The organism is Streptomyces sp. NPDC017529, from assembly GCF_044329785.1.
GTDB lineage: Bacteria > Actinomycetota > Actinomycetes > Streptomycetales > Streptomycetaceae > Streptomyces.
In genome coordinates this window covers 257789-272154 of the sequence record NZ_JBIRJY010000005.1, presented here as the reverse complement: position 1 = coordinate 272154, position 14366 = coordinate 257789, and the positions used below count along the sequence as shown (strand labels likewise).

General features: G+C 72.0%; 13 protein-coding genes. 12 read left to right on the top strand and 1 reads right to left on the bottom strand.

The window, feature by feature from the left end; translation table 11 throughout:
• Positions 1 to 156: 156 nt before the first annotated feature.
• From ACH4K4_RS15025 to nusB, 4 genes are all read left to right on the top strand, one after another.
• Entirely contained in the window at positions 157 to 984 is an 828-nt protein-coding gene (locus ACH4K4_RS15025; protein ID WP_398167543.1) for a Pro-rich N-terminal domain-containing protein, read from the top strand.
• A 103-nt stretch (positions 985 to 1087) separates the two neighbouring features.
• Positions 1088 to 2194, top strand: a complete 1107-nt coding sequence (locus tag ACH4K4_RS15020) for an aminopeptidase P family protein (protein WP_398167542.1) — start codon at positions 1088 to 1090, stop codon at positions 2192 to 2194.
• 67 nt (positions 2195 to 2261) lie between these two features.
• Positions 2262 to 2828, top strand: a complete 567-nt coding sequence (efp, locus tag ACH4K4_RS15015; protein WP_398167541.1) for an elongation factor P — start codon at positions 2262 to 2264, stop codon at positions 2826 to 2828.
• A 2-nt stretch (positions 2829 to 2830) separates the two neighbouring features.
• On the top strand, positions 2831 to 3265 hold the full coding sequence (gene nusB / locus ACH4K4_RS15010) for a transcription antitermination factor NusB (protein ID WP_398167539.1): 435 nt from the start codon (positions 2831 to 2833) through the stop codon (positions 3263 to 3265).
• A 207-nt stretch (positions 3266 to 3472) separates the two neighbouring features.
• Here the strand turns inward: nusB and bldD are convergent, their stop codons facing one another.
• Positions 3473 to 3973: a transcriptional regulator BldD gene (gene bldD, locus ACH4K4_RS15005; protein ID WP_003982726.1), complete on the bottom strand. Its 501-nt coding sequence runs from the start codon at positions 3971 to 3973 to the stop codon at positions 3473 to 3475.
• Positions 3974 to 4168: 195 nt separating this feature from the next.
• Between bldD and pyrR the strand changes: the two genes are divergently transcribed.
• The 8 genes from pyrR (at position 4169) to pyrF (ending at position 14227) form a co-directional block, all read left to right on the top strand.
• Positions 4169 to 4744: a bifunctional pyr operon transcriptional regulator/uracil phosphoribosyltransferase PyrR gene (gene pyrR, locus ACH4K4_RS15000; RefSeq protein ID WP_398167538.1), complete on the top strand. Its 576-nt coding sequence runs from the start codon at positions 4169 to 4171 to the stop codon at positions 4742 to 4744.
• A gap of 93 nt (positions 4745 to 4837) precedes the next feature.
• On the top strand, positions 4838 to 5827 hold the full coding sequence (locus ACH4K4_RS14995) for an aspartate carbamoyltransferase catalytic subunit (protein ID WP_398167537.1): 990 nt from the start codon (positions 4838 to 4840) through the stop codon (positions 5825 to 5827).
• A 2-nt stretch (positions 5828 to 5829) separates the two neighbouring features.
• Positions 5830 to 7125 (top strand): dihydroorotase, encoded by a 1296-nt coding sequence (locus tag ACH4K4_RS14990; RefSeq protein WP_398167536.1) that lies wholly within the window; start codon positions 5830 to 5832, stop codon positions 7123 to 7125.
• Positions 7122 to 7703, top strand: a complete 582-nt coding sequence (locus tag ACH4K4_RS14985) for a hypothetical protein (RefSeq protein WP_398167535.1) — start codon at positions 7122 to 7124, stop codon at positions 7701 to 7703. The genes ACH4K4_RS14990 and ACH4K4_RS14985 overlap by 4 nt, the downstream gene beginning before the upstream one ends.
• The gene (gene carA / locus ACH4K4_RS14980; RefSeq protein ID WP_398167534.1) at positions 7700 to 8866 is read left to right on the top strand and encodes a glutamine-hydrolyzing carbamoyl-phosphate synthase small subunit; all 1167 of its coding nucleotides are present in this window, start codon (positions 7700 to 7702) and stop codon (positions 8864 to 8866) included. The genes ACH4K4_RS14985 and carA overlap by 4 nt, the downstream gene beginning before the upstream one ends.
• Positions 8859 to 12170 (top strand): carbamoyl-phosphate synthase large subunit, encoded by a 3312-nt coding sequence (gene carB / locus ACH4K4_RS14975; protein ID WP_398167532.1) that lies wholly within the window; start codon positions 8859 to 8861, stop codon positions 12168 to 12170. The genes carA and carB overlap by 8 nt, the downstream gene beginning before the upstream one ends.
• Before the next feature lie 90 nt (positions 12171 to 12260).
• Positions 12261 to 13370: a quinone-dependent dihydroorotate dehydrogenase gene (locus tag ACH4K4_RS14970; RefSeq protein ID WP_398167531.1), complete on the top strand. Its 1110-nt coding sequence runs from the start codon at positions 12261 to 12263 to the stop codon at positions 13368 to 13370.
• Complete coding sequence (gene pyrF, locus ACH4K4_RS14965) at positions 13367 to 14227, top strand: orotidine-5'-phosphate decarboxylase (protein ID WP_398167529.1); 861 nt, start codon at positions 13367 to 13369, stop codon at positions 14225 to 14227. Before ACH4K4_RS14970 ends, pyrF begins: the two co-directional genes overlap by 4 nt.
• Positions 14228 to 14366: the final 139 nt, after the last annotated feature.

Here is a 14366-nt window from a genome sequence, read left to right as displayed (position 1 = left end):
CTTCTGCGGGTACCGTTCGGCGGACGACGCCGTCGGCCCGCCCGGGCCGGACACCCGGCGCGCCGCACCCGCGAGCACCGTACGGCGCACGCCCCGCCCGTACCGCGCGCCGGGTGCGAGCCACCAGACCGACCGCACGAGACGGAGAGCCACCGGATGCAGCACGCAGTGGGGGCTCCGCTGCCACCGCCGCACGGACAGGTGCCGGGGCCGGCAGCCGCGATGAGCTGGACGCCGGGCCCCGGCCACCCCATACCGCCGCACCAGCCGCCCGCCGCCCCGCCCGCGCCGGGCTGGCCCGCGCCGCCGCACGGCGCGCCGACCGCGCCGCCCCCCGCCGAGGCCACCGGCCACGTCCAGCTCCCGCCCGGCGCCCCCGTCGCACTGCCCAGCCCGCCCGCCGGCGCCTCCGCGCAGGACGCCGCGCACGCCGCCGTCGCGGTGCTGCTCATCGGCCCGGCCGGGGCCGGCAAGACCAGCGTCGCCCGGCACTGGGCCGACACCCGCCGGGTGCCCACCGCGCACATCAGCCTCGACGACGTCCGCGAATGGGTACGGTCCGGCTTCGCCGACCCGCAGTCGGGCTGGAACGACCACTCCGAGGCGCAGTACCGCCTCGCCCGCCGCACCTGCGGCTTCGCGGCCCGCAACTTCCTCGCCAACGGCATCTCCTGCATCCTCGACGACGCGGTCTTCCCCGACCGCCCGGTCATCGGCCTCGGCGGCTGGAAGCGCCACGTGGGCCCCGGGCTGCTGCCGATCGTGCTGCTGCCGGGCCTGGAGATCGTCCTGGAGCGCAACGCCCGCCGTACGGGCAACCGCCGCCTCTCCGACGAGGAGGTCGCCCGCATCCACGGCCGGATGGCGGGCTGGTATGGCTCCGGCCTGCCCATCATCGACAACTCCGCGCAGGATGTGCCCACCACGGCCGGCATCCTGGACGACGTCGTGGCCCGCAGCATCGCGAGCCCGCCGAGCTGGTAGCGGCCCGGCCCCGGCCGGACGGGGCGCCGGACCCGCGTCCCGCGGTCGCCCGGCCGGACCCGCCCGACCGGCCGGGTCCGCTCAAGGCCCGTACGCTCGGTGCATGAGCGAGCTGTACTCGGCCCGGCGTACACGGCTGCGCGACCGCTGCGCCGCCGCCGGCAGCGCCGCGGCGCTGATCTCGCGTCCCGCCAACGTCCGCTATCTCACGGGCTGCGCGCCGCCGGGGGCGGCGCTGCTGCTGGGCCCGGCCGGCGACCTCCTGCTGACCGCGGGGCCGCCGAGCGGCGACCCCGCCGAGGGGCGGCCCGCCGGGGAGCTGCGGGTGTCCGAGCTGCCGGCCAGGGACGGCGACCCGGTCGTCGCCGCCGCCGACGAGGCCGTACGGGCCGGGGCCGGTTCGCTCGCCGTCGAGGAGCACCACCTGACGGTCGCCCGGCACCGCGCGCTGGCCCAGGTCGCGCCGCGGCTGCGGCTCGCCGACCTGGCCCGCGCCGTCGAGGCGCAGCGGGTCGTCAAGGACGACGAGGAGATCGCCTGCCTGCGGATCGCCGCCGAGATCACCGACCAGGCCCTCGGCGAGCTGCTGGAGTCGATTCTGGTGGGCCGCACCGAGCGGCACCTCTCCCTGGAACTGGAGCGCCGCCTGGTGGACCACGGCGCGGACGGCCCCGCCTTCCCCACCTCGGTCGCCGCCGGACCGCACGCGGGGCGTCCCGGGCACCTGCCCACCGACCGGCGCGTCGAGGAGGGGGACTTCCTGTCCGTCAACCTCGGCGCGAACTACCGGGGTTACCGCTGCGAGATCGGCCGTACGTTCGTCGTCGGCACCACGCCGGCGGACTGGCAGATCGAGCTGTACGACCTCGTCTTCGCAGCCCAGCGGGCCGGGCGGGAGACGCTGGCGCCCGGTGTGGAGTGCCGCGAGGTGGACCGCGCCGCACGCCAGGTGCTGGTCGGCGCGGGGCACGGCGAGCGGCTCAAGGCGAGCACCGGACACGGTGTCGGACTCGAAATCGACGAGGACCCTCGGCTGTCACCTGCGGCCATGGGTAAACTGGACGCTTGCGTGCCGGTCACCGTCGATCCGGGGGTTCACATCCCGGGCCGCGGCGGCGTCCGCATCGACGACACACTCGTCGTCCGCCCCGAGGCGGACGGCGGGCCCGAGCTACTCACGATCACGACCAAGGAGCTGCTCGCGCTCTGAGCCGGACCCGGTTCGGCGCGTGCGTCCCCGGGGTCCCACCACCCGCAGTCCAGGAGATTCCGCAACCGTGGCTTCCACGAACGACCTCAAGAACGGCCTGGTGCTCAAGCTCGAAGGCGGCCAGCTCTGGTCCGTCGTCGAGTTCCAGCACGTCAAGCCCGGCAAGGGCCCCGCCTTCGTCCGCACCAAGCTCAAGAACGTGCTGTCCGGCAAGGTGGTGGACAAGACCTTCAACGCCGGCGTGAAGGTCGAGACGGCTACTGTCGACAAGCGCGGGATGCAGTTCTCGTACATGGACGGCGAGTACTTCGTCTTCATGGACATGGACACCTACGACCAGCTGCACGTCGACCGCAAGACGGTCGGCGACGCCGCCAACTACCTGCTCGAAGGCTTCGAGGCCGTCGTGGCCCAGCACGAGGGCGAGGTGCTCTACGTCGAGCTGCCGGCCGCCGTCGAGCTGGTCATCGCCGAGACCGAGCCGGGCGTCCAGGGCGACCGCTCCACCGGTGGCACCAAGCCCGCCACGCTGGAGACCGGCTACCAGATCCAGGTGCCGCTCTTCATCACGACCGGCGAGAAGATCAAGGTCGACACCCGCTCCGGCGAGTACCTCGGCCGGGTGAACAGCTAACCGTGGCCGCCCGCAACAAGGCCCGCAAGCGCGCCTTCCAGATCCTCTTCGAGGCCGACCAGCGCGGTGCCGACGTGCAGTCCGTGCTCGCGGACTGGATGCGGCACGCCCGGACCGACCCCCGGCAGCCGCCGGTCAACGAGTACACCCTGCAACTGGTCGAGGGGTACGCGGAGTACGTCGACCGCATCGACGATCTGATCGCCGACTACTCCGTCGACTGGCCGCTGGACCGGATGCCGGTGGTCGACCGCAACGTCCTGCGGCTCGGCGCGTACGAGCTGATCTGGGTGGACGAGACTCCGGACGCGGTGGCGATCGACGAGGCGGTGCAGCTGGCCAAGGAGTTCTCCACGGACGACTCCCCGGCCTTCGTCAACGGGCTGCTCGCCCGTCTGAAAGAACTGAAGCCGGGCCTGCGGCGCGATACGCGCTGAGGTGGCGGTGGATCCCGTGAACGGGCCCGGGGCGCGCAGTGCGCCCCGGGCCCGTTCGCATGCGCGGGGCCGGGGGGCCGGGAGGCCGCTGGGAGGCCGCGAGAGGGCCCGCGGGGCCCTGTGGCGCCAGGGGAGCGGCCATGAGAAAACCGCCGCTCCGGGGCGGCCCCGGAGCGGCGGTACGTTTCTTCAGGTGACGCCCGTGCGTCAGATGTCCTCGTGCTGCACCGCGCGGCGCGCGTCGGCGTCCAGCACACCCCAGCTGATCAGCTGCTCGGTCAGCACGGAGGGCGACTGGTCGTAAATCACCGCGAGGGTGCGCAGGTCGTCCTGGCGGATCGAGAGGACCTTGCCGTTGTAATCACCGCGCTGGCTCTGGATCGTGGCGGCGTAGCGCTGCAGCGGCCCGGCCTTCTCGGCGGGGACGTGCGCCAGGCGCTCCAGGTCCAGCACCAGCTTCGGCGGCGGCTCGGCCGCACCGCCCGGCGTCGTGCCCGGCAGCAGCTCCTGCACCGGCACGCCGTAGAAGTCGGCCAGCTCGGCCAGGCGCTGCACGGTCACGGCACGGTCGCCGCGCTCGTACGAACCCACCACCACGGCCTTCCAGCGGCCCTGGGACTTCTCCTCGACGCCGTGGAGAGAGAGGCCCTGCTGGGTGCGGATGGCGCGGAGCTTGGCCCCGAGCTGTTTGGCGTATTCGCTGGACATAAAGCTCCCCGGACGAGACTGGTAACTCACTGTGAGGTTACGCAGCGTAATTTGGCTTCGTCAAGCCGAATGAGTCACACGGTGGCCCCGAAGGGGTGTTGTCGGGGCCCTGCCCTGGTCCTGGTACCGTGGAGGGCGTAATTCCGACGTCCTTTAAAGTCCGTCCCGTGAGGCGGAGAAGGAGGTCCGTTTCGTATGGACGCCCACAGCTCCAATGCTGCGCGTCCGGTCCTCGAAGGCCCGGACATCACGCGCATGCTGACCCGCATCGCCCACGAAATCGTCGAACGCGCCAAGGGCGCCGACGACGTGGTGCTCCTCGGCATTCCCACCCGCGGGGTCTTTCTCGCCCGCCGGCTGGCCGCCAAACTCCAGGAGATCACCGGACGCGCCGTCCCGGTCGGCTCGCTGGACATCACCATGTACCGCGACGACCTGCGCCTGGGCCCGGCCCGCGCCCTCGCGCGCACCGACATCCCCGGCGACGGCATCGAGGGCCGGGTGGTTCTCCTCGTCGACGACGTGCTCTTCTCCGGCCGTACGATCCGTGCCGCCCTCGACGCCCTGAACGACATCGGCCGGCCGCGCGCCGTGCAGCTCGCGGTCCTCGTCGACCGCGGTCACCGCGAACTGCCGATCCGTGCCGACTACGTAGGCAAGAACCTCCCCACGTCGCTGCGGGAGACGGTCAAGGTCCAGCTCACCGAGGAGGACGGCCGGGACGCCGTGCTGCTCGGCATCAAGCAGACCGCCCCGGCCGGCGAGCAGTAGCACTCCGCGGACGGACCCGGTTCGGCCGGGCCCGTACCCATGCCTGCTCGACGGACATACCCGTATACCTCCATCACTCACGGAGAAAACCGGATGAAGCGTCACCTCATCTCGGCCGCCGACCTCACGCGCGACGACGCCGTCCTGATCCTCGACACCGCCGAGGAGATGGCCCGGGTCGCGGACCGGCCGATCAAGAAGCTCCCCACGCTGCGCGGGCGCACCGTCGTCAACCTCTTCTTCGAGGACTCCACGCGCACCCGCATCTCCTTCGAGGCCGCCGCCAAGCGGCTCTCGGCGGACGTCATCAACTTCTCCGCGAAGGGCTCGTCCGTCTCCAAGGGCGAGTCCCTCAAGGACACCGCGCTGACCCTGGAGGCGATGGGCGCGGACGCCGTCGTCATCCGGCACGGCGACTCCGGCGCCCCGCACCGCCTCGCGACCTCCGGCTGGATCGGCGGCTCGGTCGTCAACGCCGGCGACGGCACCCACGAGCACCCCACCCAGGCGCTGCTGGACGCCTTCACCATGCGCCGGCACCTGACCGACGGCACGGGACAGGACCTGTCCGGGCGCCACATCACCATCGTCGGCGACATCCTGCACAGCCGGGTGGCCCGCTCCAACGTCCATCTGCTGACCACGCTGGGCGCCGAGGTGACGCTGGTCGCGCCGCCCACGCTGGTGCCGATCGGCGTCGAGCGGTGGCCCTGCGAGGTCAGCTACGACCTGGACGCGGTGCTGACCAAGTCGGACGCGGTCATGATGCTGCGCGTCCAGCGCGAGCGCATGAACGCCGCCTTCTTCCCCACCGAGCGGGAGTACGCCCGGCGCTACGGCCTGGACGGCGACCGGATGGGCCGGATGCCCGACCACGCCATCGTGATGCACCCCGGGCCGATGAACCGCGGCATGGAGATCACCGCCGAGGTCGCCGACTCGCCGCGCTGCACCGCCGTCGAGCAGGTGGCCAACGGCGTCAGCATCCGGATGGCCGTCCTGTACCTGCTGCTGGGCGGCAACGAACCCGCCGTTACCACCACCGCCCCTACCGCCGCCGCGCGTACCGAGGAGAGCAAGTAATCATGAGCAAGACGCTGATTCGCGGGGCGCAGGTCCTGGGTGGCGAGGCGCAGGACGTCCTGATCACCGACGGCACGATCACCGCCGTCGGTACGGACCTGGCCGCTTCCGACACCGCGGGCGCCACCGTCGTCGAGGCCGCGGGGCAGATCCTGCTGCCCGGCCTGGTGGACCTGCACACCCACCTGCGCGAGCCCGGCCGCGAGGACTCCGAGACGGTTCTGACCGGCACCAAGGCCGCCGCCGCCGGCGGGTTCACCGCCGTACACGCCATGGCCAACACCTTCCCCGTCGCCGACACCGCGGGCGTCGTCGAGCAGGTCTGGCGCCTGGGCAAGGAGTCCGGCTACTGCGACGTGCAGCCCATCGGCGCCGTCACCGTGGGCCTGGAGGGCAAGAAGCTCGCCGAGCTGGGCGCGATGCACGAGTCCGCCGCCGGTGTGCGGGTCTTCTCCGACGACGGCAAGTGCGTGGACGACGCGGTGATCATGCGCCGCGCGCTGGAGTACGTGAAGGCGTTCGACGGCGTCGTCGCCCAGCACGCCCAGGAGCCCCGGCTGACCGAGGGCGCCCAGATGAACGAGGGCGTCGTCTCCGCCGAGCTGGGGCTCGGCGGCTGGCCCGCGGTGGCCGAGGAGTCGATCATCGCGCGGGACGTGCTGCTCGCCGCGCACGTCGGTTCGCGCGTGCACATCTGCCACCTGTCGACCGCGGGCTCCGTCGAGATCGTCCGCTGGGCCAAGTCCAAGGGCTGGAACGTCACCGCCGAGGTCACCCCGCACCACCTGCTGCTCACCGACGAACTCGTACGGTCCTACAACCCCGTCTACAAGGTGAACCCGCCGCTGCGCACCGAGGCCGACGTGCTCGCGCTGCGCGAGGCGCTGGCCGACGGCACCATCGACTGCGTCGCCACCGACCACGCCCCGCACCCGCACGAGGACAAGGACTGCGAGTGGGGCGCGGCCGCCATGGGCATGGTCGGCCTGGAGACGGCGCTGTCCGTCGTCCAGCACACGATGGTCGACACCGGCCTGCTGGACTGGGCCGGCGTCGCCGACCGGATGTCCTTCCGCCCCGCCGAGATCGGCCGCCTCAAGGGCCACGGACGCCCCGTCTCGCCTGGCGAGCCCGCCAACCTCACGCTGCTCGATCCGGCATACCGTGGACCCGTGGACCCCGCGGGCTTCGCCTCCCGCAGCCGCAACACGCCCTACGAGGGCCGTGAGCTGCCGGGGCGCGTCACCCACACCTTCCTGCGGGGCCGGGCAACGGTCGTGGACGGGAAACTCGCGTGACATCTTCAATCATCCAACTGGCCGCGGAACAGAAGTCCGCCGAGGTCACCGACTGGGCGGCCCGCATCGGCTGGGTCGTCGGACTGCTCCTGTTCGTCGCGCTCGTCTACTGGCTGATGCGCGAGGGCTGGAAATGGCGCGGCACCCTCCAGGGCGACCTGCCCGAGCTGCCCACGGCCCCCGACGACGCCGGAGAGCCGCGGCTGACGATGACCGGCCGCTACCACGGCTCCACCACCGCGGGGCAGTGGCTGGACCGCATCGTCGCGCGCGGCCTGGGCACCCGCAGCCGCGCGGAGCTGACCCTGACGGATGCCGGCCTGGACGTCGTACGGCCCGGCGCGCAGGACTTCTTCGTCCCGGCCGCCGCGCTGCGCGGCGCCCGCCTGGACAAGGGCATCGCCGGCAAGGTCCTGCCCGAGGGCGGCCTGCTGGTGGTCACCTGGGCGCACGGGGACAAGGAGATCGACTCCGGTTTCCGCTCCGACCAGGCCGCCGAGCACACCGCATGGGTCACCGCCCTGACCGATCTGACCAGCAAGAACAGCAAGACCACCGAAACGGAAGGCGCACGATGACGACCTCCACCAGGGCAGCCGTGAAGGCTCCCGCCATACTCGTCCTGGAGGACGGCCGCAGCTTCCGCGGCCGCGCCTACGGGGCCGTGGGGGAGACCTATGGCGAGGCGGTGTTCTCCACCGGCATGACCGGCTACCAGGAGACCCTGACCGACCCCTCGTACCACCGCCAGGTCGTCGTCATGACCGCCCCGCACATCGGCAACACGGGCGTCAACGACGAGGACCCGGAGTCCGCCCGCATCTGGGTGTCCGGCTTCGTCGTACGCGACCCCGCCCGCACCCCGTCCAACTGGCGCTCGGCCCGCACCCTCGACGACGAGCTGGCCGCCCAGGGCGTCGTCGGCATCAGCGGCATCGACACCCGCGCGCTCACCCGCCACCTGCGCGAACGCGGCGCGATGCGGGTCGGCATCTTCTCCGGCCCGGCACTCGACGGCCCGGCCGGCACCGGCCTCGCCGACGAGGCGGCGCTGCTCGCCAAGGTGCAGTCGGCCCCGCAGATGACGGGCGCCGACCTGTCCGCCGAGGTCGCGACCAAGGAGGCGTACGTCGTGCCCGCGCAGGGCACCAAGCGCTTCACCGTCGCCGCCGTCGACCTGGGCATCAAGGGCATGACCCCGTACCGGATGGCCGAGCGCGGCATCGAGGTGCACGTGCTGCCCGCCACCGCCACCGCCGAGGACGTGTACGCCGTCAACCCCGACGGCGTGTTCTTCTCCAACGGGCCCGGCGACCCGGCCACCGCCGACCACCCGGTCTCCGTCATGCGGGCGGTGCTGGAGCGCGGCACGCCGCTGTTCGGCATCTGCTTCGGCAACCAGATCCTCGGCCGCGCGCTGGGCTTCGGCACGTACAAGCTCAAGTACGGGCACCGCGGCATCAACCAGCCGGTGCAGGACCGCACGACCGGCAAGGTCGAGGTCACCGCGCACAACCACGGCTTCGCCGTCGACGCGCCGCTCGACCGGGTCTCCGAGACCCCCTACGGCCGCGCCGAGGTCTCCCACGTCTGCCTCAACGACAGCGTGGTGGAGGGGCTCCGGCTCCTCGACCGGCCGGCTTTCAGCGTCCAGTACCACCCCGAGGCCGCCGCGGGTCCGCACGACGCGGCGTACCTGTTCGACCGCTTCGTCCAGCTCATGGAGGGCCAGCGTGCCTAAGCGCACCGATATCCAGTCCGTCCTGGTCATCGGCTCCGGCCCGATCGTCATCGGCCAGGCAGCCGAGTTCGACTACTCCGGTACGCAGGCGTGCCGGGTCCTGAAGGCCGAGGGCCTGCGGGTCATCCTGGTCAACTCCAACCCGGCCACGATCATGACCGACCCGGAGATCGCCGACGCCACCTACGTCGAGCCGATCACCCCGGAGTTCGTCGAGAAGATCATCGCCAAGGAGCGCCCGGACGCGCTGCTGCCCACCCTGGGCGGCCAGACCGCGCTGAACACCGCGATCTCGCTGCACGAGTCGGGCACCCTGGAGCAGTACGGCGTCGAGCTGATCGGCGCCAACGTCGAGGCGATCAACAAGGGCGAGGACCGCGACCTGTTCAAGGAGGTCGTGGAGGCCGTCCGCCGTAAGATCGGCCACGGCGAGTCCGCGCGCTCCTACATCTGCCACACCATGGACGACGTCCTGAAGGGCGTCGAGGAGCTGGGCGGCTACCCGGTCGTCGTGCGCCCCTCCTTCACCATGGGCGGCGCCGGCTCCGGCTTCGCCCACGACGAGGAGGAGCTGCGCCGCATCGCCGGCCAGGGCCTGGCCCTGTCGCCGACCACCGAGGTGCTCCTGGAAGAGTCCATCCTCGGCTGGAAGGAGTACGAGCTGGAGCTGATGCGCGACAAGAACGACAACGTCGTGGTCGTCTGCTCCATCGAGAACTTCGACCCGATGGGCGTGCACACCGGCGACTCCATCACCGTCGCCCCGGCGATGACGCTCACCGACCGCGAGTACCAGACCCTGCGCGACATCGGCATCGCCGTGATCCGCGAGGTCGGCGTGGACACCGGCGGCTGCAACATCCAGTTCGCCGTCAACCCCGTCGACGGCCGGGTCATCGTCATCGAGATGAACCCGCGCGTCTCGCGGTCCTCGGCGCTCGCCTCCAAGGCCACCGGCTTCCCGATCGCGAAGATCGCCGCCCGGCTGGCCGTCGGCTACACGCTCGACGAGATCCCCAACGACATCACCGAGCAGACCCCGGCGTCCTTCGAGCCCACCCTCGACTACGTCGTCGTCAAGGTGCCGCGCTTCGCGTTCGAGAAGTTCCCGGCGGCGGACGCCCGGCTGACCACCACCATGAAGTCGGTCGGCGAGGCCATGGCCATCGGCCGCAACTTCACCGAGGCGCTCAACAAGGCGCTGCGCTCGCTGGAGAAGAAGGACGGCCCGTTCGCCTTCGCCGGCGACCCCGGTGACAAGGCGGAACTGCTGGCCAAGGCCGAGGTGCCGACCGACGGCCGGATCAACACCGTCATGCAGGCCATCCGCGCCGGCGCCACGGCACAGGAGGTCTTCGACGCCACGAAGATCGACCCGTGGTTCGTCGACCAGCTCTTCCTGCTCCGCGAGACCGCCGACGAGATCGCGGCCGCCGACCAGCTCGGCCCCGAGGTCCTCGCCGAGGCGAAGCGGCACGGCTTCTCCGACGCCCAGATCGCCGCCGTCCGCGGGCTGACGGAGGACGTGGTCCGCGAGGTCCGGCACGCGCTCGGCGTCCGCCCGGTCTACAAGACGGTGGACACCTGCGCCGCCGAGTTCGCCGCGAAGACCCCGTACTTCTACTCGTCCTACGACGAGGAGAGCGAGGTCGCGCCGCGCGAGAAGCCCGCGGTGATCATCCTGGGCTCCGGCCCGAACCGCATCGGCCAGGGCATCGAGTTCGACTACTCCTGCGTGCACGCCTCCTTCGCGCTCAGCGACGCGGGCTACGAGACCGTCATGGTCAACTGCAACCCGGAGACCGTCTCCACCGACTACGACACCTCCGACCGGCTCTACTTCGAGCCGCTCACCCTGGAGGACGTCCTGGAGATCGTGCACGCCGAGCAGCAGGCGGGCCCGGTCGCCGGCGTCGTCGTCCAGCTCGGCGGCCAGACCCCGCTGGGCCTGGCGCAGGCGCTCAAGGACAACGGCGTACCGATCGTCGGCACCTCGCCGGAGGCCATCGACCTGGCCGAGGAGCGCGGCGCGTTCGGCCGGGTGCTGACCGAGGCCGGGCTGCCCGCGCCGAAGTACGGCACCGCCTACTCCTTCGACCAGGCCAAGGGCATCGCCGCCGAGATCGGCTACCCGGTCATGGTGCGGCCCTCCTACGTCCTGGGCGGCCGCGGCATGGAGATCGTCTACGACGAGCCGTCGCTCGGCGCCTACCTGGAGCGGCACGCCGGGCTCATCGACCAGCACCCGGTCCTGATCGACCGGTTCCTGGACGACGCCATCGAGATCGACGTGGACGCCCTCTACGACGGCACCGAGCTCTACCTCGGCGGCGTCATGGAACACATCGAGGAAGCCGGCATCCACTCCGGCGACTCCGCCTGCGCCCTGCCGCCCATCACGCTCGGCGGCTACGACATCAAGCGGCTGCGCGCCTCCACCGAGGCCATCGCCAAGGGCGTCGGCGTCCGCGGCCTGATCAACATCCAGTTCGCGATGGCCGGCGACATCCTGTACGTCCTGGAGGCCAACCCGCGCGCCTCCCGTACGGTCCCCTTCACCTCGAAGGCGACCGCGGTGCCGCTGGCCAAGGCCGCCGCCCGCATCTCGCTGGGCGCCACCATCGCCGAGCTGCGCGCCGAGGGCATGCTGCCCAAGAGCGGCGACGGCGGCACGCTGCCGCTGGACTCGCCGATCTCCGTCAAGGAGGCCGTCATGCCCTGGTCGCGTTTCCGCGACGTCACCGGGCAGGGCGTGGACACCGTGCTGGGCCCGGAGATGCGCTCCACCGGTGAGGTCATGGGCATCGACTCGGTCTTCGGCACGGCGTACGCCAAGTCGCAGTCCGGCGCGTACGGCGCGCTGCCCACCAAGGGCCGGGCGTTCGTCTCCGTCGCCAACCGCGACAAGCGCGCGATGATCTTTCCGGCGCGCGAGCTGGTCGCGCACGGCTTCGAGCTGCTCGCCACCTCCGGCACCGCCGAGGTGCTGCGCCGCAACGGCATCAACGCCACCGTCGTGCGCAAGAAGAGCGAGGGCGAGGGCCCCAACGGCGAGAAGACCATCGTCCAGCTCATCCACGACGGCCAGGTCGACCTGATCGTCAACACCCCCTACGGCACCGGCGGCCGCCTCGACGGCTACGACATCCGCACCGCGGCCGTCGCCCGCGGCATCCCCTGCCTGACGACCGTCCAGGCACTCGCCGCCGCCGTACAGGGCATCGAGGCCCTGTCCCGCGGCGACGTGGGCGTGCGGTCCCTCCAGGAACACGCGCGGCAGCTGACCGCGGCCCGCGAGGAGTAAGGCCACCGGGAGGGGGACACCGCCGCGGTGTCCCCCTCTTCGTGAGCACCGAACCCTCGCCCCTACGAACCGCGGAAGGCCCGCCCGCCCGTGTACTCCCTCTTCTTCAACCTGATCTTCCGCCGCATGGACCCCGAGAAGGCCCACCACCTGGCCTTCCGCTGGATCCGGCTGGCCGCGCGCGTCCCGGTGCTGCGCACCTTCGCCGCGGCCGTCCTGGCCCCCCGCTACAAGGAGCTGCGCACCGAGGCCCTGGGCCGCCGGATGCACGGCCCCTTCGGGCTGGCCGCCGGCTTCGACAAGAACGCCGTCGCGATCGACGGCATGGCCATGCTCGGCTTCGACCACGTCGAGATCGGCACGGTCACCGCCGAGCCGCAGCCGGGCAACCCCAAAAAGCGCCTGTTCCGCCTCGTACCGGACCGCGCGCTCATCAACCGCATGGGCTTCAACAACGACGGTTCGGCGGCCGTGGCGGCCCGCCTGGCGGCCCGCAACCCGGTCTTCCGCACGACGCTCGGCGTCAACATCGGCAAGACCAAGGTCGTCCCCGAGGACCAGGCGGTCGCCGACTACGTGACCTCCACGGAACGCCTCGCCGCCCACGCCGACTACCTGGTCGTCAACGTCTCCTCCCCGAACACCCCGGGCCTGCGCAACCTCCAGGCCGTCGACCACCTGCGCCCGCTGCTCGCCGCGGTCCGCGAGGCGGCCGACCGCACGGTCACCGGCCGCCGCGTCCCGCTGCTGGTCAAGATCGCGCCCGACCTCGCCGACGAGGACGTGGACGCGGTCGCCGACCTCGCCGTGGAACTGGGCCTGGACGGCATCATCGCCACCAACACCACCATCGCCCGCGAGAGCCTCGGCCTGGCCTCCGACCCGGCCCTGGTCCGGGAGACCGGCGGCCTGTCCGGCGCCCCGGTCAAGGCGCGCTCCCTGGAGGTGCTGCGCCGCCTGTACGCCCGCGTCGGCGACCGCGTCACCCTGGTCGGCGTCGGCGGCATCGAGAACGCCGAGGACGCCTGGCAGCGCATCCTCGCCGGCGCGACCCTCGTGCAGGGCTACAGTGCCTTCGTCTACGAGGGCCCGTTCTACGCCCGCGCGATCCACAAGGGCCTCGCCGCCCGCCTGCGCAACAGCCCGTACGCCACCCTCGCCGACGCCGTCGGCGCCGAGCACAGGAAGGTCTCCGCATGACGGCCCCGACCCCCTTCGGCGCGCGCCTGCGCCGCGCCATGGACGAGCGCGGCCCGCTCTGCGTCGGCATCGACCCGCACGCCTCGCTGCTGGCCGGCTGGGGCCTGAGCGACGACGTAGCGGGCCTGGCGGCCTTCTCGCGGACCGTCGTCGAGGCGCTGGCCGACCGCGTCGCCGTCCTCAAGCCGCAGTCCGCGTTCTTCGAGCGGTTCGGCTCGCGCGGCATCGCCGTCCTGGAGGAGACCGTCGCGGCGGCCCGGCAGGCCGGTGCCCTCGTGCTGATGGACGCCAAGCGCGGCGACATCGGTTCCACCATGGCCGCGTACGCCGCCACCTACCTGGACCCGGCCTCGCCGCTGTTCTCGGACGCGGTCACGGTCAGCCCGTACCTGGGCTTCGGCTCGCTGCGCCCGGCCGTCGACCTGGCCCGCGAGAACGGCTGCGGCCTGTTCGCGCTCGCGCTCACCTCGAACCCCGAGGGCCGGGAGGTGCAGCACGCGGTACGGGCCGACGGCCGCAGCGTCGCCGCGACCGTGCTGGGCCATCTGAAGGCGGAGAACGCCGAAGCCGCCTCCCGGGCGGAGCTGGGCTCGTACGGGGCCGTCGTCGGCGCGACGCTCGGCGACCTGTCCTCGTACGACCTGGCCATCGGCGGGCCGCTGCTCGCGCCCGGTATCGGCGCCCAGGGAGCGACCCCCGCGGACCTGCCCGAGGTCTTCGGGGACGCGGTCCGCAACGTCGTGCCGAGCGTCAGCCGGGGGGTGCTCCGGCACGGTCCGGACGTCGCCGCACTTCGCGAGGCGGCGCTGCGATGTGCCGAAGAGGTGCGGGCAGCGGTCGAACGACGGGGACTTTAGTCCCGTTATGTCCTGGTCAGCAGAGTCTGACCAGGACTTTTCGTCTGTTCTCGCTGACTCCGAGCGCCTTGGCCGCTAGTCTCCGACGAGAGCAGTGCACGTAAGCGCGTTGCTCGTTGCTCCGCAGATGCGGGGCGAC